Annotated in this window: 22 protein-coding genes; 9 read left to right on the forward strand and 13 right to left on the reverse strand. The window is 70.3% G+C overall.

Going from position 1 to position 24,441, the window contains the following annotated elements:
• Nucleotides 1-6 precede the first annotated feature (6 nt).
• A complete protein-coding gene (gene mftR / locus ABT114_RS33490; protein WP_351146668.1) occupies nucleotides 7-636 on the reverse strand; it encodes a mycofactocin system transcriptional regulator MftR in 630 nt (209 codons plus the stop codon).
• A 117-nt stretch (nucleotides 637-753) separates the two neighbouring features.
• On the opposite strand from mftR, the gene mftA reads away from it, so the two are divergent.
• The 5 genes from mftA to ABT114_RS33515 all read left to right on the forward strand — a co-directional run bounded on the left by mftA (nucleotide 754) and on the right by ABT114_RS33515 (nucleotide 5,030).
• Nucleotides 754-894, forward strand: coding sequence for a mycofactocin precursor MftA (gene mftA, locus ABT114_RS33495; protein ID WP_351146669.1), 141 nt, complete (start codon nucleotides 754-756; stop codon nucleotides 892-894).
• A gap of 338 nt (nucleotides 895-1,232) precedes the next feature.
• A complete protein-coding gene (gene mftE / locus ABT114_RS33500) occupies nucleotides 1,233-1,961 on the forward strand; it encodes a mycofactocin biosynthesis peptidyl-dipeptidase MftE (RefSeq protein ID WP_351146670.1) in 729 nt (242 codons plus the stop codon).
• Nucleotides 1,958-2,236, forward strand: a complete 279-nt coding sequence (locus tag ABT114_RS33505; RefSeq protein ID WP_351146671.1) for an SDR family NAD(P)-dependent oxidoreductase — start codon at nucleotides 1,958-1,960, stop codon at nucleotides 2,234-2,236. The genes mftE and ABT114_RS33505 overlap by 4 nt, the downstream gene beginning before the upstream one ends.
• Nucleotides 2,233-3,669 carry a mycofactocin biosynthesis glycosyltransferase MftF gene (gene mftF / locus ABT114_RS33510; RefSeq protein WP_351146672.1) on the forward strand — a complete coding sequence of 479 codons (1,437 nt, stop codon included), beginning with the start codon at nucleotides 2,233-2,235 and terminating at the stop codon, nucleotides 3,667-3,669. The genes ABT114_RS33505 and mftF overlap by 4 nt, the downstream gene beginning before the upstream one ends.
• On the forward strand, nucleotides 3,666-5,030 hold the full coding sequence (locus tag ABT114_RS33515) for a CoA transferase (RefSeq protein ID WP_351146673.1): 1,365 nt from the start codon (nucleotides 3,666-3,668) through the stop codon (nucleotides 5,028-5,030). The genes mftF and ABT114_RS33515 overlap by 4 nt, the downstream gene beginning before the upstream one ends.
• Before the next feature lie 15 nt (nucleotides 5,031-5,045).
• On the opposite strand, the gene ABT114_RS33520 is transcribed toward ABT114_RS33515, so the two are convergent.
• The 7 genes from ABT114_RS33520 to ABT114_RS33550 form a co-directional block, all read right to left on the reverse strand.
• Nucleotides 5,046-6,455, reverse strand: coding sequence for an amidohydrolase family protein (locus ABT114_RS33520; RefSeq protein ID WP_351146674.1), 1,410 nt, complete (start codon nucleotides 6,453-6,455; stop codon nucleotides 5,046-5,048).
• Nucleotides 6,452-6,589 carry a hypothetical protein gene (locus ABT114_RS33525; protein WP_351146675.1) on the reverse strand — a complete coding sequence of 46 codons (138 nt, stop codon included), beginning with the start codon at nucleotides 6,587-6,589 and terminating at the stop codon, nucleotides 6,452-6,454. The genes ABT114_RS33520 and ABT114_RS33525 overlap by 4 nt, the downstream gene beginning before the upstream one ends.
• 246 nt (nucleotides 6,590-6,835) lie before the next feature.
• Nucleotides 6,836-8,218, reverse strand: a complete 1,383-nt coding sequence (locus tag ABT114_RS33530) for an SMI1/KNR4 family protein (RefSeq protein ID WP_351146676.1) — start codon at nucleotides 8,216-8,218, stop codon at nucleotides 6,836-6,838.
• Nucleotides 8,219-8,470: 252 nt separating this feature from the next.
• A complete protein-coding gene (locus ABT114_RS33535; protein WP_351146677.1) occupies nucleotides 8,471-9,313 on the reverse strand; it encodes an IS5 family transposase in 843 nt (280 codons plus the stop codon).
• A gap of 100 nt (nucleotides 9,314-9,413) precedes the next feature.
• Complete coding sequence (locus ABT114_RS33540; RefSeq protein ID WP_351146678.1) at nucleotides 9,414-10,454, reverse strand: LLM class F420-dependent oxidoreductase; 1,041 nt, start codon at nucleotides 10,452-10,454, stop codon at nucleotides 9,414-9,416.
• Nucleotides 10,455-10,753: 299 nt separating this feature from the next.
• A complete protein-coding gene (locus tag ABT114_RS33545) occupies nucleotides 10,754-11,611 on the reverse strand; it encodes a mycofactocin-coupled SDR family oxidoreductase (protein ID WP_351146679.1) in 858 nt (285 codons plus the stop codon).
• Nucleotides 11,612-11,693: 82 nt separating this feature from the next.
• Nucleotides 11,694-13,220 carry an aldehyde dehydrogenase gene (locus ABT114_RS33550; protein WP_351146680.1) on the reverse strand — a complete coding sequence of 509 codons (1,527 nt, stop codon included), beginning with the start codon at nucleotides 13,218-13,220 and terminating at the stop codon, nucleotides 11,694-11,696.
• A 330-nt stretch (nucleotides 13,221-13,550) separates the two neighbouring features.
• Between ABT114_RS33550 and ABT114_RS33555 the strand changes: the two genes are divergently transcribed.
• The gene (locus ABT114_RS33555) at nucleotides 13,551-15,011 is read left to right on the forward strand and encodes an MFS transporter (protein ID WP_351146681.1); all 1,461 of its coding nucleotides are present in this window, start codon (nucleotides 13,551-13,553) and stop codon (nucleotides 15,009-15,011) included.
• 537 nt (nucleotides 15,012-15,548) lie between these two features.
• On the opposite strand, the gene ABT114_RS33560 is transcribed toward ABT114_RS33555, so the two are convergent.
• Genes ABT114_RS33560 through ABT114_RS33580 form a run of 5 tightly spaced genes read right to left on the reverse strand, consistent with a single transcriptional unit; the run spans nucleotide 15,549 to nucleotide 19,831 of the window.
• Nucleotides 15,549-16,778 carry a CaiB/BaiF CoA transferase family protein gene (locus ABT114_RS33560; RefSeq protein ID WP_351146682.1) on the reverse strand — a complete coding sequence of 410 codons (1,230 nt, stop codon included), beginning with the start codon at nucleotides 16,776-16,778 and terminating at the stop codon, nucleotides 15,549-15,551.
• Nucleotides 16,775-17,923, reverse strand: a complete 1,149-nt coding sequence (locus ABT114_RS33565; protein ID WP_351146683.1) for a thiolase family protein — start codon at nucleotides 17,921-17,923, stop codon at nucleotides 16,775-16,777. Before ABT114_RS33565 ends, ABT114_RS33560 begins: the two co-directional genes overlap by 4 nt.
• Before the next feature lie 14 nt (nucleotides 17,924-17,937).
• Entirely contained in the window at nucleotides 17,938-18,327 is a 390-nt protein-coding gene (locus ABT114_RS33570; RefSeq protein ID WP_351146684.1) for a Zn-ribbon domain-containing OB-fold protein, read from the reverse strand.
• Nucleotides 18,324-18,542 (reverse strand): ferredoxin, encoded by a 219-nt coding sequence (locus ABT114_RS33575; protein WP_351146685.1) that lies wholly within the window; start codon nucleotides 18,540-18,542, stop codon nucleotides 18,324-18,326. Before ABT114_RS33575 ends, ABT114_RS33570 begins: the two co-directional genes overlap by 4 nt.
• On the reverse strand, nucleotides 18,542-19,831 hold the full coding sequence (locus tag ABT114_RS33580) for a cytochrome P450 (protein ID WP_351146686.1): 1,290 nt from the start codon (nucleotides 19,829-19,831) through the stop codon (nucleotides 18,542-18,544). The genes ABT114_RS33575 and ABT114_RS33580 overlap by 1 nt, the downstream gene beginning before the upstream one ends.
• A 469-nt stretch (nucleotides 19,832-20,300) precedes the next feature.
• Here ABT114_RS33580 and ABT114_RS33585 point away from each other — a divergent pair, with 469 nt between their 5' ends.
• The 3 genes from ABT114_RS33585 (at nucleotide 20,301) to pntB (ending at nucleotide 24,391) form a co-directional block, all read left to right on the forward strand.
• On the forward strand, nucleotides 20,301-21,287 hold the full coding sequence (locus tag ABT114_RS33585) for a cyclase family protein (RefSeq protein ID WP_351146687.1): 987 nt from the start codon (nucleotides 20,301-20,303) through the stop codon (nucleotides 21,285-21,287).
• Nucleotides 21,288-21,432: 145 nt separating this feature from the next.
• On the forward strand, nucleotides 21,433-22,968 hold the full coding sequence (locus ABT114_RS33590; protein WP_351146688.1) for a Re/Si-specific NAD(P)(+) transhydrogenase subunit alpha: 1,536 nt from the start codon (nucleotides 21,433-21,435) through the stop codon (nucleotides 22,966-22,968).
• A 1-nt stretch (nucleotide 22,969) separates the two neighbouring features.
• Nucleotides 22,970-24,391 carry a Re/Si-specific NAD(P)(+) transhydrogenase subunit beta gene (gene pntB / locus ABT114_RS33595; RefSeq protein ID WP_351146689.1) on the forward strand — a complete coding sequence of 474 codons (1,422 nt, stop codon included), beginning with the start codon at nucleotides 22,970-22,972 and terminating at the stop codon, nucleotides 24,389-24,391.
• Nucleotides 24,392-24,441 lie beyond the last annotated feature (50 nt).

Raw genomic sequence — 24,441 nt, forward strand, 5'->3', positions numbered from 1 at the left:
CTCCCGTCAGGGGCGGGGTTCGTACGTTTGCAGTCCCTGGCCGATCGCCCGCAGTGCCTCGTCCAGGAAGGCGCACAGGTCCGCTTCGTCCTGGCGCAGCCACTGCTGGTACGCGGCGACGGAAGCACCCAGGCAGACGTGCGCGACGAGCTGAGGGAGCAAGGAGTCGTGTGCCTGCCCGAGTCGGCGGGCGGCGAACTCGGCGACCACCGCCCGCCAGGAGGCGTAGCGGAGCGTGGAGTGCGCCTGCAGCGCGGGGATGTCCAGGATCAGCGACATGCGCAGGCGGTGCCACGGCAGCTGTGCCGCATCGAACCGGTTGAACTCCACGATGGTCTCGCGCAGCGCGTCCATCATCGGCGTCTCGCGCGGATATTCGGCGAGAAGTGCCCTCATTTCCTCCAGCTCGCCGTCGAAATCGCCCCAGGCGACATCGTTCTTCGACCGGTAGTAGCGGAAGAAGGTGCGTCGACTGACCCCGGCGGCGCTCGCGATGTCCTCCACCGTTACCTCGTCGAATCCACGGTCGGCGAAGAGTCGCAGCGCGTGCTGCTCCAGCTGGGCGCGGGACGTCAGTGGTTTGCGACCGGTGCGGTTGGCGCGGTCGGAAGACGGCCGGCTCGACGAATTAAGCAAACTTTCTTCCTTTCGGCACAGGGTGCCATTACGGTGCCAAGCGTAAAGAACGTTTGTGCCCCGTGTGTGGCCTCGTGGTTTCGAGGCCTTGCCGCTCGCTGGAAGAGGGAGTTTCTCATGACCACGGCCACGGACCAGCCCGCTCGGACGGACGAGCGCCTGCCGCACCCCGCTCCGGCCGCCACCGATGACGACATGGTCGCGGAGGACCTGCTCGTCGAGGAGGTCTCCATCGACGGCATGTGCGGCGTCTACTGAACCCGCCCGGCCCCTGCGCGCCTCCATGCCACTTCGGCACGCGGCGCCTGGCGTTCCTGACGGATCATGATCTGCCGGGCGGCCTGAGTCCGGGACGGTGAACTGCCCCGATACCAGAGGGCGTTGGCCACACTGGCCGGGCCCCGGACGATCGTGCGGCGGCCCGGTGCCCGGACCGCCCCGCCAGTGTCGCCCTGCCAGATCCCCCCACTCCCTTAGCTCAGAGGTACGTTCATGGCCAACCGGTGGTTCGAGTCCGCCGCGCACGCGCAGCGACGCCCCAAGAGGCGGCTGCCCAGGTCCGTTCTCACCCGGGCACCGGGCGCGGGGGTGTCGGCGTGACCACGCACGCGCACACCGGCGACCTGGCGCGCAGGCCCTGGCCGGCCGTGCCGCGGCGGCCGATGGTCCTCGTACCGGTCGGCTCCTTCGAACAGCACGGGCCCCATCTGCCCCTGGACACCGACACCCGGATCGCCGACGCCGTGGCGCGCGGCGCGGCGCGTCGGCTCAGAGGCCGGCGGCCGGAGGACACCGTCCTGGTCACGCCGCCGATCACGTTCACCGCCAGTGGAGAACACCAGGACTTCCCCGGCACCATCTCCATCGGCCATGAGGCGCTGCGCCTCATGCTGGTCGAACTCGTCCGCTCGCTCTCGCTGTGGTCCGGCCGCGTCGTGTTCGTCAACGGCCATGGAGGCAATGTCAGTTGCCTCATGCGAGCGGTCGCGGAGCTGACAGACGAGGGCCGGGACGTCGTGTGGGTGCCCTGCGAGCCGGTCGGCGGCGACGCCCACGCCGGGCACACGGAGACTTCCCTGCTGCTCCATCTCGCCCCGGACCAGGTGGACATGACGGCAGCGGTGCGTGGAAACACCACCCCCATCCGGGAGTTGATGCCCGCGTTGCGAGCCGAAGGGGTGGGTGGCGTGTCGCCGACGGGAGTGCTCGGCGACCCGACCGGCGCGACGGCCGAGGCGGGCGCACGGCTCCTGGACGAGCTCGTCGCCGACGTCGCCCGCCGCGTGGACGCGACACGTGCGGACAGGAAGAGGGCCTCGCAGTGACGGCACAGGACGCCAGGGTCGCGCTGGTGACGGGCGCGGCCCGAGGCATCGGCGCGGCGACGGTTCGCGCCCTGTGCGCGCAGGGATACCGCGTGCTCGCGCTGGATGCCTGCACGGGCACAGGAGCCTCCCGCGGCGCCGGCGTCGACTGTCCGCTCGCGGACCGCGCCGACGAACCCGAGGAGGTCGCCGCCCTCATCGCCTTCTGCTGCTCCCCGTCGGGCGGGGTCGCCAACGGGGCCGTGATGAGCGCCGAAGGAGGATTCCGCGGATGACGACCGCACCGTCCGGCCTGCCGACCGGATCCGTCGTCCAACTCTGCGCGCAGGTGCGGCAGTTCGACGAAGGGCGTGTGCTGGTCGGCGGGGCGCCGCCCCGGCTCGTCCGGCTCGCGCAGCGCGCCCGTCCCTTGCTGCGCGGCCGCCGGATTCAGCTCGACGACCCGGCCTCGGCCCGCCTCGCGGACCGGCTGGTGTCCCTCGGGATGGCCCACCCCGTGGCGTGTGAACTGCCCCCCGTGGACGTCTCCCAGGTGACCGTCGTCGTGCCCGTACGCGACCGGCCGGCGCAGCTGGGCCGGTTGCTCGACGCCCTCGGCGGGCAGGTCCCGGTGATCGTCGTCGACGACGCCTCCCGCGACCGGTTGGCCGTGGCACGCGTAGCGGCCGGACGCGGCGCGCGCCTGGTGCGCCTCGATGTCAACGGTGGCCCGGCCGCCGCCCGTAACGAAGGACTGCGTCGGACTCGCACGCCGTATGTCGCCTTCGTCGACTCGGACGTCGTCGTCGACAGCGCGGCGCTGGCGACGCTCCTGCGCCACTTCCACGACCCGCGCCTGGCCGCCGTGGCGCCCCGTGTCCTGGGCCTCACGGACACCGGGCCGTCCGCCTCCGGCTGGATCTCCCGCTACGAGGCGGCGCGTTCCTCCCTGGATCTGGGGCCCTGGCCGGCGCTCGTGCAGCAGGGCTCCCGTGTCTCCTGGGTGCCCAGCGCCTGCCTGGTGGCACGGGTGGACGCGATCCGACCCGGGTTCGACGCGGCGATGCGGGTCGGCGAGGACGTGGACCTGGTCTGGCGCCTCGCCCGGGCGGGCCACCGGGTCCGCTACGAACCGGCGGTCGCGGTCCGCCACGACCATCGCACGCACCTGCGCGACTGGCTCGGCCGCAAGGCGTACTACGGGACCGGCGCCCACGCGCTGGAGCTGCGGCACGGCTCGGCGATCGCCCCGGCCGCCCTGACACCGTGGGCGGCGGCGGTGGCCCTCACCGCTCTCGCCCAGCGCCGCTGGAGCGTGCCGGTGGCCGCCACCGTGCTTGCCGCGGTGACCCGTGGATACGCCCGTAAGGCCACCGCGAGCACCGAGCACCCGTACCGGACAGCCCTGTCCCTGACGGGACTGGGCGTGGCCGGCACGGCGGAACAGACGGCGGCCCTGCTGCTGCGCCACTGGTGGCCCCTGACGGCAGCGGGCTGCCTGGTCTCCCGGCGGGTCCGCCGGGCCACCGCCGCCGCGGCCCTCGTCGACGGCGTCATCGAGTACCGCCGTCTCGCCCCCGACCTGGATCCGGTCCGCTTCATTCTGGCGCGCCGCCTGGACGACCTCGCGTACGGGGCCGGGGTGTGGGCGGGAGCGATCGCGGGGCGGTCGGCGCGCTGCCTGCTGCCGCGGATCCACCAGCGGGGCGGAGAGCAGACGGGCCGGTGAGAGACGAACCACCGGCCCAGGCCGTTCGACGCTGGCTGAGCGGTATCGGGGACCTGTCGCTGCGGCCGGACCCGGACATCGACGCGGCCGGGTGCTGCCCGTACCTGGAGTGGGCGGCCTGTGGGGCGATGGCCCTGACCGGTGACGAGGACGGGCCGCCCCTGATGGCGCCCGGTTCGATGCTGACCCTGGTGAACGCGGTCAGTGGGGCGCTGGCCCGGCTGACCTCGGTGCAGGGGGCGGGGCCGGTCCGCATCGACCCCGCGCTCCTGCTGGGCGCGCGTGCGGGCACCCTCGGTCTCACGCGGCGGGGACACGTCTGCGTGGGCGGGGCCACTCGCCTGCTGCCCACCGCGGACGGCTGGTGCGCGCTCACCCTCAGCCGTCCCGACGACCTCGACCTCGTACCGGCGATCCTGGAGCGCGGTGACGTCCGCGATCCCTGGAGCGACCTCGCCGACGCGGCACAGCACACACCGGCGGCAGAGTTCGTGGCCCGCGTCCGCCTGTTCGCGGTACCCGCGGCCGTCCTCCCCGACAAACCCCGGGAGCCGTCCGCGCCGTGGCGGGTCTCGCCGCTCGCCCCGCCCACCGTGCGGGCACGCCCGCTCGACGGCGCCCTCGTCGTGGACCTCTCCTCGATGTGGGCCGGGCCCCTGTGCGCGCGACTGCTCGGCCTGGCCGGTGCCCGGGTCGTCAAGGTCGAGAGCACGCGGCGGCCGGACGGTGCACGCGCCGGGGACCGCGGCTTCTACGACTGGCTGCACGCGGGCCACGAAAGCGTCGCCGTCGACTTCACCTCCCCGCACGGCCGCGCGGCGCTCGCCGCTGTGGTGCGGGCCGCCGACGTGGTGATCGAGGCGTCCCGGCCGCGCGCCCTCGCCCAGTTGGGACTGGCCCCCGAACAACTCGGCCACCGCCCCGGAACGGTGTGGATCAGCATCACCGGGTACGGTCGCGGCCGTCCGGACCGGGTCGCCTTCGGCGACGACGCCGCGGTCGCCGGGGGGCTGGTGGGCCGGTCGCGGGGACGGCCGGTGTTCTGCGCCGACGCGATCGCGGATCCGCTGACGGGGCTGGTCGCCGCGCTGGGCGCGGCCGCCTCGGTGCGCGTGGGCGGCGGGCAGCTGATCGATGTCTCCATGCGGGACGTGGCGGCCGCGTTCGCGGCGGCGCCCCCGATGTCGCACGGCCCGCACCGGGTGCGCACCGGCGCGGCCGGAACCGTGGTCGAATGCGCCGCGTCGGGACAGGCCCAGCAGGTGCTGCGGGCCCGTGCGCCCATCGCGCCGGCGCGGGCGGCGGACCTGGGCGCGGACACGGACCGGGTGCTGGCGCGGCTGCGGCCGGACCTCGCGTGAGCGGACCGGACTCGGTCAGGCCGGACCGTCCGCGCAGTACACCAGCCGCCCCGCGATGAGCGTGGCGCGTACGTGTCGCGCGTGCGGTGCCCGCAGGGCGTCCGTGAGCGGCCGGTCCAGCAGTACCAGATCCGCCGCGCTGCCCACCGCGATCCGGCGCGGGGGCCCGCCAGGATCGTCGAGCGGAGCGAGCATGCCGCGCAGCACGGTCCGGGCCGGGAGCCGTTCGTGCGGGCCCAGCACACGGCCGGACGGTGTGCGCCGGCCGGCCGCGGCACGCAGGCAGGCCCAGGGGTCCAGGTCCCCGTACGGGGCGTCGCTGCTGGGCGCGACCCGCACCCCGGCCCGTAGGAGAGTGCCGTACCGCCACAGGTCCGCGCGGTCACCGATCTCGGACCGCTCCCAGTAGTCGTCGCCGCGCCGGGCCACCAGGGTCGGCTGGGTGACCACGCGGATGCCTCGGCGTGCCAGCTCCTTCGCCGCGGACGGATCGGCCACGGCACAGTGCTCGACCCGGTCGCCGTCGAGCCCGCCCGCCTGCTCCAGCGCCGCCAGCGTCAGGGCCAGCGCGATCCGGCTCACGCAGTGCACGGCGACCGGCCGGCCCGCGGCGTGGGCCCGCGCGATGCGTTCGGCGAGGTCGTCGAGGTCGGGCAGTTCGTGGTCGGTGACGACGATCTTGACGGGTCCGATGCTCAGCCGTGGATGGCGCGGGGCACCGGCACCGTCCGCCATCACCATGACGTGCTGCGGCAGTTCACCGCCGCGTACGGCGGCGAAGACGGCCTCGGCGGCCTCGGCGTCCGGAGTGGCGTCCGCGACATGGGTGACCCCGAGACAGGCGAGCCGCGCGCCCAAGGACCGCAGGGACGGCGGCCTCGCGCCGAGCACATCGCGCAGCCAGCCGTCGGCACGCCACAGTCGGCCGGTGGGCCGGCCCGTCCGGTCTCGCTCGATGCCCTCCTGCGAGGCATGGTGGGCGCCGAGCCGGGCGAGCCCGGCGGAGTTGACCGACCACAGGGCACCGGAGCGGTGCTGCACGCGCACGGGGACGGAGCCGCGGTACGCGTCGAGGGTGTCGCGGCCCAGATCCCCGTGGGCCACCTCGTCGTGACCGACCGCGCGGACCCATCCGTCGTCGCCCGCGTCCGCCCCGGCCAGCGCCGCCGCCAGCTCACCGCGGGACAGGGCGGACACGTCGAGTGACGTCTCCTGCGCCGCTGTCGCCGCGAGATGGAGGTGGTGGTCGGCCAGGCCGGGCAGCAGCGCCCCGCCTTCTCCTCGCATCACCAACTCGCCGGGAGCGGGGAGCAGTTCACGGCCGATCTGTACGAGGTTGCCGTGCCGGATGCGGCAGTCGGCTCTCGCCGTGTACGGGTGGATCTCCACGTCGCGCAGGAGGATCCCTGCCGCGTCACGCCTCATGCCTGGTACCAGTCGTCGACCACCACGCGGCGCACCGCACATCCCGGCCGCCCGTCGGGCTCCAGCACCAGCCCCTCGTCGACGAAGGGCACTAAGAGGTCGCGCAGATAGGCGGTCGCTAAAAGGTGTCCCATGTTCGACGGTAACTGGTAGTTGCTAGTAGAGGTAAGCAAACCCGTCCGCGGCCGCGCGATGCGGTAACCGTCTTAGAAGCAACGAGCGGATGATCGCCGCGCACGGCCGGATCTCGAAGATCTGCCAAGGCTACGCCCGGCTGGCGCGCGAGAAGCGAAAGAACGGGGGGCTGCCGCGCACGAACCACTGGCCCGTGTGGCCCGTGCGTGGCTGACGCCGTCCCCCGTCGCCTCGGCCTGCATGGGCTACGGCACGGGGCCGAGGCTGCCCTCCAGGGTGGTGCGGGTGATCAAGGGGCGGTCCCAGCGGGCGAGGATCTCGTTGGCGAGGTCCACGACCGGCAGGGGGTCGACGTCGTTGCGCACCTCGATGCCGGCGGCCAGCAGGCTGCGCGGGACCATGTCGGCGTCCAGGAGCACACGCCAGTCCTGGGAGCAGAGCGCCAGGAACTCCAGGCCGGTGAGCCGGGAGATCTCCAACGGGTCGGCGAGCGTCCCCGGGTAGGCCTGAAGGGTCCGCAGGCGCGGCAGGTCCACGACGGGCTCCAGGCTGAGCGGTTCGTCCTCCCACACGCCGATGCTCAGGACCTCCAGTGCGGGGTGCGCCGCGGCCTCGACGCTCGTCAGGCTGCGGATGTTGACCCGGGCCACGGCAGGCGGTTCCTCCGTCCGCGGGGCGCGACGGCGCTGTGCGGGCAGGCGGAGCATCAGTTCGGTGAGGGAGTCGGCGATCAGGCCCGCGCCGACACTCTCCTCGTGGCTGAGCATGATGATCTGCCCTGTGTGCCCGGCTGGCCCCGGCGTCAGGTCGACCGCGAGATGGTCGCCGTCGTTGTTACCGAAGACGATCCAGCCCGGCGATCCGACCAGCCCCTGCACCGCGGCGCCGGGCGGCGTACCGACCGTCTCCATCGCCGCGAACCGCCACGGGGAGTGCCGGGAGGGCGCGTCGGCGACGTACAACTCGTCCAGGGGGAACAGATCGCAGGTCACCGTCTCCATGAGGTGCCACATCGCCTCGTCGTCGGCCAGGTCGTCCCACCGGGCCCGCGTCACCCGGTAGAGCGCCTTGAGCTCGTCGGGCAGCGGTATCCCGAGGCGCGCCTCCGCCGTGGCGATCTCCTCCTCGGTCGCGCCGATGGCGTCGGGGAGGCGTTCGCGCAGGAAGCGCTCCAGTGCTGCCGGATCCGCCGCCGGCGAGGGCTTCGCGTCGGGCACCGGATCGGGCAGCCGGCGCCAGGGCTCGGGCACAGCACCTTCGACCAGTACGAGCGCACCCGGGAGCGGCCCGCTGACCTCGACCTCCACGGCGGGCCCGAAGTCGAGCAGGTGCAGCACGGCCGGGCCGTCCGGGGACATCTGGGCCACGAAGGAGACGCCGTCGGCGTCGGCCTCCGCCAGCGCGTCCCGCACCCGCTGAACGGCGTCGAACTCGGGCTGTCTGTCCGCCACGCCAGACGCCTGCCCGTGCATGGTGAACATCGTCCCCCATGGCATCGGCACGCTGTACGCGTGGGTGCCGATCCGTCCGGCGATGTGACCGGCCAAAGCGCCCGGCGCCGTGGTGTGAGCGGACCGCAGGATGCGCAGCAGAGGCTCCCAGGTCGTGAACTCATGGAGCGTGGACAACAGGTGTCTCCGATCGGCGCGGTCAACGTGGCGAGGTGATTATCACGGCAGGCACTGACAGCCCCCTTCCCCAGCGGCACTCCGCCTCGCCGACCGTTTGCCTTGAACGGTGAGGAACCTGCGGAAGCCGCCGACCACGGCCCGCTGGACCCAATCCGAATCCCCGGTGTTCTGCCGCTGCACCACTGCTGGAGTCGTCTGGGGCAGCGGTCGAAGTGCTGGCGGTGCGCGACGTTTAGAGGTGCGCGGCGGTCATGGTCGGCGGTTCGGGCGTTTGTCCCAGCGGTGAGTCGTCCATGTCCGCCGGATCAGACTGCGCACGGTGATGATCGTGTCGGCGAGGTCGAAGAATGCGTCGACGACGGTAGCGCGCCGCTCGTAACAGCGGGCGAGTCGGTAGAAGGCATTCTGCCAGGCGTGGGTGCGCTCCACGTGCCACCTCTGACTGGCCTGGATGGGCGCCTTCTCGCCTTTGTGCGCGATGCGGCCGTGGAGGCCGCGTTCATTGAGCAGCGCGCGGGTCTTGTCCGAGTCGTAGCCAGCGTCCAGGTGCACGGTGACGTCGTCGGGCAACGGCCCCAGGTCGTCCAGGCGGTCCAGGGTCGGGGCGAGCAGCAGGGAGTCGTGACGGTTGGCGCCGGCCAGGACACGACCCAGTGGAATGCCGTAACCGTCCGCCATGCCCGAGCGTTTCAGGCCCTGTTTGCCGTGGTCGACCGGTGAGCGTCCGGCGACCTCGCCGCCTCCGGGAGCCTTGGTGATGGAGCCGTCCACGGCGATCTGGTCGAGGACGAGGCCGACGATCCGGTCGTAGGAGCCGAGCGCGATCAGTTTGAGCCGGGCGAAGACGCCTAATCGTATCCACTCGTCGCGACGGTTGCGGATCGTGGTGGCCGAGCAGGTGGTGTCGGCGATCGCCTCGTAAGAACAGCCGAAACGCAGCAGTTGCAAAAGCTTGTCGAAGATGATCCGGTCGCTGATGCGTCGGCGGTGGCAGCCGAGCGGATGGTCCGGGTGGAATTCCGGCCGCTCGGGAAGCAGGACCGCGAATTGGTCCCAGAGCGGTTCAGTCAGCCATGATGGAAGCGCGGGCACAGTTCTCCCCAGTGATCACAGAGCGTCGCAACTCCATGATCACCAGGACCTGTGCCCGTCCTGCCGCCGGTGTCCCCAACCGCGCCTATCCGCGCGACCTCTAAAGGGCCCAGGACTTGACACGTTCCACGTCGGCGAGCCGCCGCTCGTGGGTGCGTGCCACGGGTGCGACGCGGAGCGTGCCGACCCCCGCGGCGCGGAACACCTCGACGCGCTCGGCGACATGGGAGGCAGCGCCGATGAGCGAGGTCGCCCGCAGCAGGTCTTCCGGGACCGCGGCCGCGGCCTCCTCCTTGCGCCCGGACAGGTACAGGTCCTGGATGGTGTCGGCCTCGGACTCGTAGCCGTAGCGGCGGGCGAGGTCGTTGTAGAAGTTGCGGCCGCGGGCTCCCATCCCTCCTATGTAAAGGGCGAGTTGAGGGCGGGCCAGATCGATCAGGTCGTCGACGTCGTCACCGATGGCCAGCGGCGCCGAGACCACGACGTCCAGCGGCCCGAGGACGGCATCGCGCCGGGCCGACCCCTCGGCCAGCGCGGGACCCCACACCGTGCCCGCCTTCTCCGGGTGGAAGAACATCGGCATCCAGCCCTCGGCGATCTCGGCGGCCAGTGCCACGTTCTTCGGGCCGATGGCGGCGAGCAGGATCGGGACGCGCTCACGTACCGGATGGTTGATGAGTTTGAGCGGCTTGCCGAGCCCGGTGCCCTGGTCGGCGGGGAGCGGTATGCGGTAGTGGCGTCCCTCGTGCACCACCGGCTCCCGGCGCCAGACCGAACGGCAGATCTCGACGATCTCGCGGGTGCGGGCCAGGGGAGCGGTGTACGGCTGCCCGTGGAACCCCTCGATCACCTGCGGCCCGGACGCGCCGATGCCGAGCGTGAACCGGCCGTCGGACACATGATCGAGTCCGGCGGCCGTCATTGCGGTGAGGGAGGGGGTACGGGTGTAGATCTGCAGGATGCCGGAGGCGATCTCCAGGCGCTCCGTACACGCGGCGATGAAGCCGAGCTGGCTGATGGCGTCGAAGGAGTAGGCCTCGGGGACGAACACGATGTCGAGCCCGGCCTTCTCGTAGTCGCCGAGCACGGCGACCGTGTCCCGGAAACCGCCGCTGTAGCTCAAGGTCATTCCGATCCTCATGGCCGAACGATACAGCCATCAGGCAATTTAAGTGTACTGAATTTGGTGAAGTCGGCGATGGGGGCCATGTCGATGGTGCGACCTGCCGAGTATCGTGCACTCTATTGAGCTCTTGTGCTTGTATGTGCCCGTACGGTGGGCCCCGAAGTGGCGTCCGCGAGTTCCGCGAGGACGCCCCCGGGCACGGTCTGCCAAGCCGACCTGTAGGTATGAGGGCGGTTCACGGCCGGCGAGCCGACAGGCGGCTCGCCGGCCACGACCTCAACGCACAGGCGCTGCCGCCTCTCGGCGCTGTGGGATCAGGCGGGCACGCCCGCGTTCCCGATGGGAAGCAGCTGCCCGCCGTCCAGCTTGAGCTGTTGACCGGTGACCCACCTCGATGCGTCGGAGGCGAAGTAGAGCACCGCCTCGGCGACGTCGTCGGGCGACAGCCACGGCATGTTCATCGGCGACTTGGAAGCCAGCGAAGGAATCATCTCCTCACGCGTCGGGTTCTCCAGGTCGGGCCGGAACGCGTGGTACATGAACTCGTTGTCCATCATCCCGGTCTCGACGTTCGTCGGGTGGATGACGTTGACGCGGATCTGCTGACCTGCGTAGACGCGCGCGAGGTCGTGCCCGAGCCGGGCGACGTGCCGCTTGGAGTGGGCGTAGCCGAGACCGCCCGCACCCGCGATGTCGACGGAGCCGGCCAGCAGCGCCGCGGTCGAACCGGTGAGGATCACGGACGCACCGCTCTGCAGGTGCGGCGCGGCGGCGGTGACGGCGTTGATCACTCCGACGAGGTTGACCTGAACGACGTCGATGAAGGCCTGCGGGGTGTCCGTGCCCATGGTGAGGATCCCCGCCTGGGCCACGACGATGTCGAGCCCGCCGAGTTCCTCCACCCCCTGGTCCACGACCGCTTGCAGCTGCCGCAGCTCGCGTACGTCCGCCTGCTTGGCGATGATGCGCCTGCCGAGGGCTTCGACCTGGCGGACCGTCTCGTCGAGGTCCGCCTTGTTCGCCAGCGGATACGGGGCTGTCTCGATGTCTTCCAGAAGGTCGACGGCGATGATGTCCGCCCCTTCTTCGGCCAAGCGAACGGCGTGGCGGCGGCCCTGACCTCGGGCCGCTCCGGTGATGAAGGCGACCTTGCCTTCGACTCGTCCCGACATGAGTTACTCCTGCGTAGTCAATGTGAACAATTGCTGCGGCTGCGGCTGCGGTGCTGCCTGAAGTGGTGTGGCGCTGCCTGTGTCAGGCTCGGCCCGTCGGCGTACCGCTCAGAATCACGGTCTTCGCCTCCAGGTACGGCAGCAGGCCGTCGGACCCGCCTTCACGGCCGACACCCGACTGCTTGAACCCGCCGAAACCCATCCGGGGGTCGGTCCGGTAGCCGTTGTGCCCGACCGTGCCCGCGCGAATGCGCCGGGCGACGTGGTGCGCACGGTCGACGTCGTTGGTGAAGACCGTCGCGTTGAGTCCGAAGACCGTCTCGTTGGCGAGGTCGACCGCGTGCTCCTCGTCGTCGGCGGGGATGACGCTGAGCACGGGGCCGAAGATCTCTTCCTGAGCGATCGTCGACTGGTTGTCCACGCCGGCGAAGACAGTCGGCTCGACGTAGAAGCCGGTGTCGAATCCGTCGGGGCGGCCACCGCCGGTGACGAGCCTCGCGCCTTCGGCCACGCCCTTCGCGATGTAGCTCTCCACGCGGTCCCGCTGGCGTTCCATGGCGAGCGGCCCGAGCTGCGCGGCGGGGTCGAACGGGTCGCCGATGCGGACCTCGCCGAAGAACGTGCCCAGCGCCTCGGCGAATTCGTCATGGCGGTGACGGCTGACGATGATGCGGGTCAGGGACGAGCAGACCTGTCCGTTGAGGGTGCACTCCGCCTCGGCCAGTGTCCTGGCCGCCGTCTCGATGTCGTAGTCGTCGAGGATCACCGCGGGCGACTTGCCGCCGAGCTCGAGCGTGTACCGGGCCATGCGCTCACCGCAGATACTGGCGATCCGCCGTCCCACGGCACTGGATCCGGTGAAGGCGACCTTGTCCACCCGCGGATCACGTACCAGCTGCTCGGAGACCTCACGGTCGGCAGTGACGACGTTCAGTACGCCTGCCGGCAGACCGATCTCCTCGGCTATCTCGGCGAGGACGTAGGCCTCGCCAGGAGCCTCCGGCGGCGCCTTGACGACCACCGTGCACCCGGCGAGCAGCGCGGGCGCCACCTTGTAGGCCAGCAGCGACATCGGTGTGTTCCAGGCGACGATCGCCGCCACGACACCGATCGGCTCACGGACGACCGCGCCGAAGGCGCCCTGCACCGTGTCGTGGCGCACCTCGAAGGGGAAGTCCGCGGCGAGGTCCGCGTAGTAGTCGTAATGCGCTCCCACGCGCTCGATCGAGGCGGCCGACATGGAATAGAGGACACCCACCTGGCGGGTCCACAGTCGGCTCGCGTCGCCCGCCCGATGGCGAAGACCGTCGGCGATCCTGCGCAGCCACTCGGCCCGTTCGGCCGGGGCGAGCAACGGCCAGTCCGTCCGGTCGAAAGTGCGACGAGCGGCGTCGACGGCCTGGGACATGTCGGCGGCGCCGGCCTCGGCGGCCCGGTAGTAGAGCTCCTCCGTCGCGGGGTCGACGATGTCGAAAGCCGAGGACTGCGCCGGGGGCACCCAACGGCCGTCGATATAGAGGCGGTCCGGATGACGGAGCGGTACGGGAAGGTCGCGCTCGGCGGATCCGGGTGCTCCCCCTGCCCGATCGATGCTGACGTGGCTGGACATCGAGCCCTCCGTTTCCGGCCCCACGGTCAACTCCCGTGGGAAACACGTGCGTTTCGTCCAAAAGAACGGACGTTGTCTTACCAGGCGTGCTCAGCATCGGGCTGCTCTTTCCTGCTTGTCAAGCATGGAGGCTTAAAACTGTGCTGGTCTGACTCCTTGACAGCGCCTATGGGGCGGATCACACTCTCGCGTTGTATAGGGCACTCGTTCTCTATAACGAAACAGTCGGGCGTCGGTAGATAGCTCGACGTCTATGGCGAAAAGCCCCATCAGCGCGCATCCCGCAGCCGGACTCCGGTGACGCCCGGATGCCAGACGAAAGCAGCCACGATGTCATCCACCACCGAGCTGGAAGCCGATCCACGGCCTCAGCGACCCATCGCTCTCATCGTCGTGATCCTGATCTTCGCCGCGGTCGTGAGCTCCTTCGAAGCGACGATGATGTATACGGCCCTGCCGGAGATCATCCAGCAGTTCAAGACCACCCCGAGCGACGCCGGGTGGGTCCTCACCGGCTTCCTGCTCGTCGGTGCCGCCTCTGCGGCCATCAGCGGCAGGCTCGGCGACGCCTTCGGCCGCCGCAACGTACTCATTGTCGTGCTGCTCGCATCGATCATCGGCTCGGTCGTCAGCCTCGCCACGGACAGCCTGGGCGGGCTCATCGCCGGGCGGGCGATCCAGGGACTCGCGGGCGGTCTGGTCCCGCTGTGCGTCGGCATCCTCCGCGAGAGCGTGCCGAAGAAGAACCTGCCGGTGGCCGTGGCCACCGTCGCCGGTGCCGCCATGTGGGGCGGCGCGGCCGGCAACATCATCTCCGGCAACATCGTCGACACCTGGGGCTGGCACTACGTCTTCGTGGTCGCCGCGGTCGTGGCGACCGTCAGCGCCGTCGGCGCCTTGTTCCTGCCCCGCCCGACCACCACGGCGCGGCTGGGGCGCGTCGACTGGTTCGGCGGCATCCTGTTCGCGCCCGGCATCGGCCTCGCCCTGTACGGGGTTCATGAGAGCAGCACGTGGGGCTGGTCGAGCGGCAAGACCATCGGCTTCATCGTGGGCGGTCTCGCGGTCCTGGCTCTGTGGGTCCTCTGGGAGCTCCGAGTCGACGAGCCGCTCATCAACATCCGGTTCTTCCTCAACCGCAAGCTCGGCCTGACGCTTGTGGCGACTGCGTTCGTCTCCTTCGGCACCATGGGAGTCTCGGGCTTCGTCGGTCAGCTGATCTGGCAGATGCCAAAGGCGGCTCCGGTCGGCCTCGGCCTGAGCGCGGGAACGGCCGGCAACATGTCCTTCGGGATCGGCCTCATCGGGTTCCTGCTCGCCCCGCTCAGCGGCAGAGTCTCCCGCAACGGCCGCTCGTGCAACGCCCTCATCGTCGGCGCGGCCTTGAGCATCGCGGCGGCCCTGCTGTCGGCACTGCTGCTGGACACCGTCATCGGATTCATGGTCTCGCAGATCGTTCTGACCGGTGCGACGGGCTTCCTGCTCAGCTCGCTCCCGAATCTGATCGTCGAAGGGGTCCCGGGGCCCAACACCAGTGAAGCGTCCGGTGTCTACATGGTCACGCAGACCGCGTTCTCCGCCGTCGGCACCTCCATCGGGACGGTTCTGCTGTCCCAGCACCTCGTCCCTGGTACGTCGTTCAGCACGCGCGCCGGGTACAACGAGCTGTTCATCATGGTCGCTGTCGCCGCCGCGCTGGGCCTCGTGGCCGCCTGGTTCATCCGGCGGGCATCGATCAGGTCGACCGACGCCCTGCCGCAGGCTGCCGCCGCGGTTCCGCACGCCGTCTGAGGTGGTGCGCACCCGACCGTGAGGTGAGCCCTCCCGGATACGAGATCGAGGTCCCCCGGCCGCCGGGGGACCTCGATCTCGTCGCACCCGGCCAAGCCGCCCACGCCGTGGTCCGCAGGGTCACCTCGGCGACGCGCAGGAGGCGAGGCGGGGACCGATGGCGAGCCGGTGTCCGGGCCGGCAGTGTGGTCTCTTCGTGGGGCGAGCATCAGGTGCGCGGTGAGCACGGGGCCGATCCGTGACGGCCGATACGGCCCGGACCGCGCCGCCGAAGCGTGAAGTCCGTGGACGTGGACGGCCAACGTGCCTCTCTGCACGGGAAGTTGATGTTCGGGAGGGGGCGTGTCCTGTGCCCTCGCCCCGGCCTTCACACGCGCCTGAAACGCAATCAGCCCGGCCGGACGATGAGCAGTTCATCGTCCGGCCGGGCCCCACGTGCGTCGTGTGTTCTCACTGAGCTGATCCCGAGGCCGACGCCCACGCCGTCACCGGGGGATGGCGTACCTCCCCCGGTGACGGCGTGGCCAGGCATCGCACCTATGTGACCGGATCTCCGAGTGCGCGCGCGGCGACGACGCCATCAGCGATCAGCGAGTCGACCTCCGAGGCCGGGACGCCCAGCTCGTCGACCAGGATGTCGACGGTGTTCCCGCCGAGCGCCGGCGGGTAGGCGGGTTCGACTTCCGCGGTGCTTTCGAAGCGGATCGGGGTCGAGACGTTCTCGAAGGCCGCTTCGTCGGCGCGCACCACGACGAGACTCCCGTCGGCGGCGGCCCGTGCGTCCGCGAGCGCTTCGAGGACGTTGCGCACAGGGGCGGCGGGGACGGACGCGGCGGAGAGCAGGTCGACCCACTCAGCCGCAGGCCGCTGCGCGAACCGTTCCTCCAGGATCGCCCACAGCTCCTCCTTGTTCCGCAGCCGACGGGCGGCGTCGAGGAAGCGCTCGTCGTCGATCAGCTCGTCGACACCGAGGACCCGGCACAAGCCCTCCCACATCCGCGGCGTGTTGGCCGTGACCACGAGCTCGCGGCCGTCCCCGCCCCTGAAGGAGCGGTACGTCGCGATCGAGTCGTGGGCCGCGCCCTGGGGCCCCGGTGCCACCCCGTTGAGGTTGGTGTACAGGGCCTGGTAGGAGAGCATGGCGAGCTGGCCGTGCAGCATCGAGACGTCGATGATCCGGCCCCGCCCCGTCTCATGGCGTGCTTCGAGGGCGGCCAGGATCCCGATCACGGCGTACAGCCCCGCCACGACGTCACCGGCCGGGATCCCGAGCCGTGCGGCCGGGGCCCCGGGATGTCCGGTCAGGCTCATGACACCGCTGAGTGCCTGGACCACCATGTCGTAGGCCGGCCGGTCGCGCAGCGGCCCGGTCTGTCCGAACCCGCTGATCGACGCCCACACGAGCGCGGGCCGGCGCGCGACCACGTCGTGCGGATCGATGCCGAGCCGGGTGGTGACGCCCGGCCGGAAGTTCTCAATGACGACGTCGGCACCGTCGATCAGGCGCTGCACGATGTCGAGCCCGCGCGGCGACTTCAGGTCGATCGCGATACTGCGCTTGTTCCGGTTGTTGGCCAGGTAGTAGGCGCTGTCACCGCCGACCGTCGGTCCGACGATGGCCCGGCTCGAATCGCCGCCGAGCGCTTCGACCTTGATGATGTCCGCGCCGAGGTCACCGAGGAGCTGGGTGGCCGAGGGCCCGGACAGGAAGGTCGTCAGATCGATGACGCGCAGGCCCTCCAGGGGTGGGCGTTCGGTGGTCGTCATGCCGCCTCGAAAATGTGGACGGTGCACGCGCCGTGGTCGAGGCCGGCGGTGCCGCCGCCGGTGACGTGCGTCAGCGCCGTGCGGGCGCCATCGATCTGCCGAGCCCCTGCCTGCCCGGTGAGCTGCCAGAACGCCTCGGTGATCTGGGCTACGCCGCTCGCGCCGACCGGGTGCCCCTTGGCGAGGAGACCGCCACTGGGGTTCACCACGACGTCGCCGCCGAAGGTCGTCCTGCCGTCACGCAGGAGTGCCACCGCGCTCTGCTTCTCGGTCAGGCCGAACGCCTCGTAGTAGACGAGCTCCGCGATCGAGAACGCGTCGTGGAGCTCGATCATGTCGAGGTCCTCCGGACCGATGCCGGCCTGGGCGTACGCGTCCCGTGCGGAGTCGTACGTGATCTCCGGCTTCGTCATGTCACGGAACCCCTCCTCGACCTGGCCCGAGTGCAGGATCGAGGCGGCGACGCGCATGCCGCGCGGCGTGCCGAGGCGCTGACGGGCGCGTTCGGAGGCGAGGACGACGACCGCCGCTCCGTCGCCGGTCGGGCAGCACATCAGCAGGGTGAGGGGGTCGGCGACGGGGCGTGCCGCGAGGACCTGCTCCACCGTGACCTCCTCGCGGAACTGTGCGAAGGGGTTCAGCGCGCCGTGCTTGCGGGCCTTCACGCTGACCCGTGCCAGGTCCTCGGCGGTGGCCTCGGTCTCGTACAGGTAGCGCGTCGCGCGCATCGCGTAGACGGCGGGCATGACGATGCCCTGCTTGACCTCGCGGTCCTCGGGGGACAGCGGCAGCATTCCGCCGCCGAACTGGGTGAGCTTCTCCACCCCGATGACGACGGCGACGTCGATGAGGCCCTGGGAGATCGCCGTCCACGCCTCGTGCACGGCGGTGGCGCCGCTGGAGCAGGCGTTGTCGACGTTCACCGTCGGGATCGTGCCGAGGCCGATCTCCTTGGTGATCCGCTGGCCGGTCATCATGCCGCCGTAGGAGTGCCCGACGTAGACGGCGTCGACGTCGGACTTCTGGATGCCCGCGCCCTGGAGTGCGTCGATCAGCGGTGGCACCGCGAGACCCACGTAGGACGAGCTCCGGTGCTTGGCGAACGGGATCATCGCCGCGGAGACGACGAACACGTTGTCACTCATGAGATGTCCTCTCGTCAGGCGCCGGCGACCGGCACGAAGAACCAGTGGCCGCCGTCGACAGCGAGTTCGACGCGCATGCCCGGCTGGAGCGGTGTGGAGCTCTCGCGCAGGTCGGCCAGTGTCCGGACGCCGTCGAGGTCGACGTAGCCGAGGGGGCGTACGTCCTGACCTTTGGCGTGGAGTCGGGTGAAGGAGTACAGCACCCCGGCCGTGGGGAGGGGGACCCGGGAGATCTCGCGGCCCACGCAGGAACTGCAGACCACCCGCGCGCCGATCATCGTCTGGCCGCACCGGTCGCACCGCGATCCGACGAGGCGTTCGCCTTCGGGGAAGGTGCCCAGCAGGCTGTCGCTCTCCAGGTCGGGGATCGGTACGGAGACGGGTGCCTCGGTCTCGATGGTCATCGCACTCCTCCGTTCTCTGCCGCGGCGGTGGCGCGGGCGATGGATCGGGTCGGGCACACGTTGATCGCCATGTCGACCTTGTCGTCGCTGTCACCGTGCGGATCCATGACGAACGCGATGCTCAGGTCGTCGAGGTCGAAGGTGTTCGGCGCGTAGAAAGTGCACTGCCCCGACCCCATGCAACGGTCGCGATCGACCGTGATCTCGTCAGCCATCAGCCGGCCTTCCGCTCGCTGTACTCCAGGTGCAGGTGGGTGTGCCCGCGGAACTTGTAGCTCTCCATGAGGTTCCAACGGCGATCGCCGGCCGGCCCGTGATGCTCCTCGGAGAGGGTGATGCTCTCCGTACGCTCCAGGAGCCGCTGGAGCGAGTACACCGCTTCCGCGCGGGCCAGCGGAGCTCCGGGGCAGGTGTGGATGCCGCGGCCGAAGGCGAGGTGCTGGCGTGCGTTGGGGCGCTGGACGTCGAATTCGGCGGGGTTGTCGAAGATCCGCGCGTCGCGTCCGGCGGCACCGTGCAGCAGCAGCACCACGGTGCCGGGGGCGAGATCCAGACCGCCGATCGTGGTCGCGACCTTCGTGAGCCGGAACGACCCCTTGATCGGCGCCTCGATGCGCAGTACTTCCTCGATGAACTTGGGGATGAGCGCGGTCTCCCGGCGCAGCAGGCCCTGCAGGTCCTGGTCCTCGGCGAGGCGCGCGAGCGAGATGCCGAGCAGCTGGACGGTCGTCTCCAGTCCGGCGGCGAAGAGGTTCGAGGCGATGCGGGCGACGTGGATCGGCTCGGGGAGGGTGCCGTCGGGGAACGTCGCGAGCGCCATCCCGGTGAGGATGTCCTCGCTCGGGTTCGCCCGCCGCTCCTCGATCTTCCCGATGAAGTAGTCGTAGAGCCGCTCGAGGCTGTTGTGATGAGCGGCCTGAAGCTGGAGATTGCCGAGCATCGGGGCCTCGGTGGCCAGCAGCTCGATCAGCATCGGGTGGTCGGCCTCGGGAACCCCGAGGAGGTCCGCCACGGCGAGCACCGCGTAGCGCTTGGCGTAGTCCCAGATGAAGTCGCACCCGCCCTTGGGCAGCAGTTCGTCCAGGAAGTGGTCGGCGGTGCGCCGGAGGAACTCCTCGTTCTGCTTGAGCCGCTTCGGGGTGATGAGACCCATCAGGAGCGCGCGGTGGTCCGTGTGCAGGGGCGGATCGAACGTCACCAACTGGTCGTTCGTGGGGAAGTACTCGCGGTACTGCTCCAGAATCTCCGTCAGATCGTCGCCGACCAGCTCCACGGGGAGGTCGAGGACCGGCCCGCCCGTCCTGTTGATCGAGGAGTAGACGTCGGGCTGGTGGTAGACCTGCAGCGCCTCCTCGTAGCCGGTGACGATGACGACCCCGTACTTCGGCTCGCGCCACACCGGGTAGTTGGCGAGCATGTGGTCGAAGTACGGCACCGGGTCCGCCGCGACCTTGGCGTCGGTGAAGTAGTCGATCTCTGTCGGGTCCATCTCCGCGGTACTCATCCGCGCCCCTCTCATCGCGGTGCGCCCTGGTCCGACTCCGTGAGCCGGAGGCGTCATCGCTCTCGGGGACCGGCCGTGCTGGCGTGACCGGCCCACACCGTTCCATTGAACCGAACGAACGTACTGTTGTGCGGCGTACACAGAATGGCCGCGCGCTGCCACCGTGTCAAGAACTAAGCTCGCGTGAAGAAATAAGCGTGCGGCTCTCGGGGCCGTCCATTGACAGCTCATCCGGGTGCGAGCAGAATCCGAACCATTGCGTTGTAGCGTCTTCTTGTTCGGTTGTGCGGGACGCAGTATTCGGCGGGTGGATGCGTACCGAGCGACACGGCAACTCGTCATGACACGCGCGACGCCACCCTAAGACGGAAGCCGTCGCCCGCACGAGCGGGGCGGTGGTGAGGACCCGGGCAAGCCGCCGGCCTCACAAGGCTCGGGTACGAATCCTGAGAGAAGAACGGAGTCAAAGATGACTGACGACCTCGGTCCGGATCCGCTTGCCCCGTGGCTGCGCGAGATCGCCGACGCCCATGAGAAGGAGCGTCACGTCGAAGGGGAGCAGTGCCGCGGTTCGGTGGCGCTCATCGACGAGGCCGCCCGCCTGCGCGGCGTCGCCCAGGTCAAGCTCGGCAGGGCCGCCTCGCTCGAGCGCGAGGTGGAGACCCGGCCCGGCCGCCTCGCCGACGGCCGCGCGGTGGCCGAGGCCGAGAAGCGCGACTGGCAGAAACTGGGCGTGTCAGAGCTCCGCGACGGCCACGGCAGCGTCGAACTCGAGGTGCAGATCGGCATCTACGGTCGCCATGCGCACGGCGGCGACGTCATCAAGTACGACGCGCACGGTGTCCACAACACCCACCTCGACGGGCTCGCGCACATCGGCGCGGACAACGGCTGGCACGGCCCGATCCCCGCCTCGGCGTCCCAGACCGACGAGGACACCATGGTGAACTGGGCGCAACACGGCATCGCCACCCGCGGTGTGCTGCTCGATGTCGCGGCGGTACGCGGCGTCGACTGGATCACGGCCGAGGAGCCGGTCACGGCGGCGGAGCTCGACGCGGCCCTCGCCGCGACCGGCGTCACCCTCGAATCCGGCGACGCGCTCATCATCTACCAGGGCCGCGACCGCTACGAGGCCGCGGGGAACGTGTACCCGAGCGGGGCCGCGGCCGTCCGCCGCCCCGGTATCGGCGAGGACGGCGCGAAGTGGATCGCCGCGAAGAACCCCGGCCTCGTGCTCTGGGACTTCCATGACGCGCGTGACAATCCGGGCGGCTCGCTGGAGGTGCACAACCTCATCTACGCGATCGGACTCTGCCTCGTCGACAACTGCCTGCTCGGTCCTGCCGTCGCCGAGCTGAAGGCGGCCGGCACGTCGACGGGTCTGCTCGTCGCCGCGCCGACGGCGATCCACCGGTCGACGGGCGTCCTCATCAACCCGCTCCTCTTGTACTGATCTTGTCCTGATCCTTTACTTACTCACGCGTGACCCTTGATCCCTGAACAGGTCTGGTGCCGGCCCGGTGGAGCGGACCGGCACCAGACCTTCGCCATGCCCGCCCCACAACGGCGCGGCACCATGCATGCTGAAGGAGTTGACGATGCTCATCGGAGTGCCCCGTGAGCCGGTCGGGGAGACACGGGTCGCCGCGACCCCCGCGACGGTCAGACAACTGATGGGCCTCGGGTACGAGGTTGTGATCGAGGCCGGAGCCGGAGAGCTCTCCTCGTTCAGCGACACGGCCTACGCCGAGGCCGGGGCCCGGACCGGCTCTGCCGACGAGGCGTGGGGCGCCGACGTCGTCCTGCGCGTCAACGGCCCTTCGCCCGACGAGGTCGGCACACCGAAGGACGGCGCCACCTTCGTCTCGACGCTGGCACCGGCCGTCAACCCCGAACTGGTCGACGCGCTCGCCACCCGTAAGATCACGGTGCTGGCGATGGACGCGGTGCCGCGCATCAGCCGTGCGCAGTCGCTCGACGTCCTCTCCTCCATGGCCAACATCGCCGGCTACCGCGCTGTTGTCGAGGCCGCCCATGAGTTCACCCGCTTCTTCACCGGCCAGGTGACGGCCGCGGGCAAGGTGCCGCCGGCCAAGGTGCTCGTCGCCGGAGCCGGCGTCGCGGGCCTGGCCGCGATCGGCGCCGCGTCGTCGCTGGGAGCGATCGTGCGGGCCACCGACCCGCGCCCGGAGGTCGCCGACCAGGTGAAGTCGCTGGGCGGCGAGTACCTCCCCGTCGTGGTCGCGGAGGCGGCGCAGCAGTCCTCGGACGGCTACGCGAAGGCTACATCCGACCTCTACAACGAGGCTGCGGCCAAGCTCTATTCGGAGCAGGCCGCCGACGTCGACATCATCATCACCACCGCGCTGGTCCAGGGCCGCCCGGCGCCCCGGCTGATCACTGCCGCCGACGTGGCGTCGATGAAGCCGGGCAGTGTCATCGTCGACATGGCGGCGGGCATGGGCGGCAACGTCGAGGGGAGCGTCGCCGGTGAGAAGGTCGTCACGGCGGGCGGCGTCACGATCCTCGGCTACACCGACCTCGCCGGCCGACTCCCCACCCAGGCCAGTCAGTTGTACGGAACCAACCTGGTCAACCTCATGAAGCTGCTGACCCCGGGCAAGGACGGTCATCTCGTCCTCGACCTGGACGACGAGGTGCAGCGCGGCATCACCGTCGTACGCGACGGCGAGAAGCTGTGGCCGCCGCCACCCGTGAAGGTGTCCGCGGCCCCTGCCGCGGCTCCCACGGTCGAGGCGGTACCGAAGGAGGCGAAGAAGCCCCTCTCCGCCGGCGCGAAGCTCAGCCTCGTCCTCGTCGGCATGGCCGCCTTCTTCCTGATCAACACCTGCGCCCCGGCCCCGATCCCGCAGCACTTCACCGTGCTCTCGCTGGCGGTCGTGATCGGCTACTACGTGATCGGCAAGGTGGCCCACGCGCTGCACACGCCGCTGATGTCGGTCACCAACGCGATCTCCGGAGTCATCGTCGTCGGCGCACTCATCCAGATCGGCATCGACCACCGGTCGATCCAGATCCTGGCCGGGATCGCCACCTTGCTCGCCGCCATCAACATCTTCGGTGGCTTCGCCGTCACCCGGCGCATGCTCAACATGTTCTCGAAGGGTGCCTGACGTGTCCGTCGACTCGATCGCGACCGCCGCCTACCTGATCGCGGCCCTCCTGTTCGTCCTCAGCCTCGCCGGCCTTTCCAAGAACACGACGGCCAAGCAGGGCCTGACCTACGGCGTGGTCGGCATGGCCATCGCCCTGGCCGCCACCATCGGCCTCTCCCTCCACGACTCGACCGCGCGCGGCAGCGCCGTGCTGATCCTCGTGGCCGCCGTGGTCATCGGAGCGGCCATCGGCCTGTGGCGGGCCCGCGTCGTGCAGATGACCGGGATGCCGGAGCTCATCGCGCTGCTGCACTCCTTCGTCGGCCTCGCCGCGGTCCTCGTCGGCTGGGCGTCGTACCTCGAGGTCGAGCGCGGCGGTCTGGAGACCTTCTCAGGTTCCCTGCTGCGCATCCACCACGCCGAGGTCCTGATCGGGGTCTTCATCGGCGCGGTCACCTTCACCGGCTCGATCGTCGCCTACCTCAAGCTGAGCGCGAAGATCAAGGCGGCTCCGCTCGTGCTGCCGGGCAAGAACCTGCTCAACCTGCTGGCCCTGCTCGCCTTCGCCGCCCTGACGGTGTACTTCGTGGCCGACCCGGCCCCGTGGCCGATCGTCGTGGTCACCGCGATCGCGTTGCTCTTCGGCTGGCATCTGGTCGCCTCCATCGGCGGCGGCGACATGCCGGTCGTGGTCTCGATGCTCAACAGCTACTCCGGCTGGGCCGCCGCGGCCTCGGGCTTCCTGCTCGACAACGACCTGTTGATCGTCACCGGCGCGCTCGTCGGCTCCAGCGGTGCGTACCTGTCGTACATCATGTGCAAGGCGATGAACCGCTCCTTCCTCTCGGTGATCGCCGGTGGCTTCGGTATCGAGGCCGGCCCGTCGGGCATGGTCGACCACGGCGAGCACCGCGAGATCACGGCGGAGGAGACCGCCTCGTTGCTGGACAGTGCCTCCAGCGTCGTCATCACACCGGGCTACGGCATGGCGGTCGCGCAGGCGCAGTACCCGGTCGCCGAGCTCACACGCATCCTGCGCGAGAAGGGCGTTGACGTCCGCTTCGGCATCCACCCGGTCGCGGGCCGGCTCCCGGGCCACATGAACGTGCTTCTCGCCGAGGCGAAGGTGCCCTACGACATCGCTCTCGAGATGGACGAGATCAACGACGACCTGGCCGAGACCGACGTCGTCCTGGTCATCGGTGCCAACGACACCGTCAACCCGGCCGCCGCGGAGGACCCGAGCAGCCCGATCGCCGGCATGCCGGTGCTGCGGGTGTGGGAGGCGAAGAACGTCGTCGTCTTCAAACGGTCGATGGCCGTCGGCTACGCCGGAGTCCAGAACCCGCTCTTCTTCCGGGACAACACCCAGATGCTCTTCGGCGACGCCAAGACCAAGGTCGACGACATCGTGCAGGCACTCCAGCGGGTGCCGGCCTGAGCGACGAGGCTGTGCACGGTTGACGGCACACGGGGCCTGTGAGGGGCCGG

Source organism: Streptomyces sp. NPDC002088 (assembly GCF_040296605.1).
In the GTDB taxonomy this organism is placed as follows: domain Bacteria; phylum Actinomycetota; class Actinomycetes; order Streptomycetales; family Streptomycetaceae; genus Streptomyces.

Bases quoted from the DNA above. Each gene is read 5' to 3' on its own strand.
- mftA (WP_351146669.1), top strand. From the start codon at position 754: ATGACCACGGCCACGGACCAGCCCGCTCGGACGGACGAGCGCCTGCCG.
- mftF (WP_351146672.1), top strand. From the start codon at position 2,233: ATGACGACCGCACCGTCCGGCCTGCCGACCGGATCCGTCGTCCAACTC.
- ABT114_RS33520 (WP_351146674.1), bottom strand. From the start codon at position 6,455: ATGAGGCGTGACGCGGCAGGGATCCTCCTGCGCGACGTGGAGATCCAC.
- ABT114_RS33525 (WP_351146675.1), bottom strand. From the start codon at position 6,589: ATGGGACACCTTTTAGCGACCGCCTATCTGCGCGACCTCTTAGTGCCC.
- ABT114_RS33540 (WP_351146678.1), bottom strand. From the start codon at position 10,454: ATGAGGATCGGAATGACCTTGAGCTACAGCGGCGGTTTCCGGGACACG.
- ABT114_RS33545 (WP_351146679.1), bottom strand. From the start codon at position 11,611: ATGTCGGGACGAGTCGAAGGCAAGGTCGCCTTCATCACCGGAGCGGCC.
- ABT114_RS33550 (WP_351146680.1), bottom strand. From the start codon at position 13,220: ATGTCCAGCCACGTCAGCATCGATCGGGCAGGGGGAGCACCCGGATCC.
- ABT114_RS33555 (WP_351146681.1), top strand. From the start codon at position 13,551: ATGTCATCCACCACCGAGCTGGAAGCCGATCCACGGCCTCAGCGACCC.
- ABT114_RS33560 (WP_351146682.1), bottom strand. From the start codon at position 16,778: ATGACGACCACCGAACGCCCACCCCTGGAGGGCCTGCGCGTCATCGAT.
- ABT114_RS33565 (WP_351146683.1), bottom strand. From the start codon at position 17,923: ATGAGTGACAACGTGTTCGTCGTCTCCGCGGCGATGATCCCGTTCGCC.
- ABT114_RS33570 (WP_351146684.1), bottom strand. From the start codon at position 18,327: ATGACCATCGAGACCGAGGCACCCGTCTCCGTACCGATCCCCGACCTG.
- ABT114_RS33575 (WP_351146685.1), bottom strand. From the start codon at position 18,542: ATGGCTGACGAGATCACGGTCGATCGCGACCGTTGCATGGGGTCGGGG.
- ABT114_RS33580 (WP_351146686.1), bottom strand. From the start codon at position 19,831: ATGAGTACCGCGGAGATGGACCCGACAGAGATCGACTACTTCACCGAC.
- ABT114_RS33585 (WP_351146687.1), top strand. From the start codon at position 20,301: ATGACTGACGACCTCGGTCCGGATCCGCTTGCCCCGTGGCTGCGCGAG.
- ABT114_RS33590 (WP_351146688.1), top strand. From the start codon at position 21,433: ATGCTCATCGGAGTGCCCCGTGAGCCGGTCGGGGAGACACGGGTCGCC.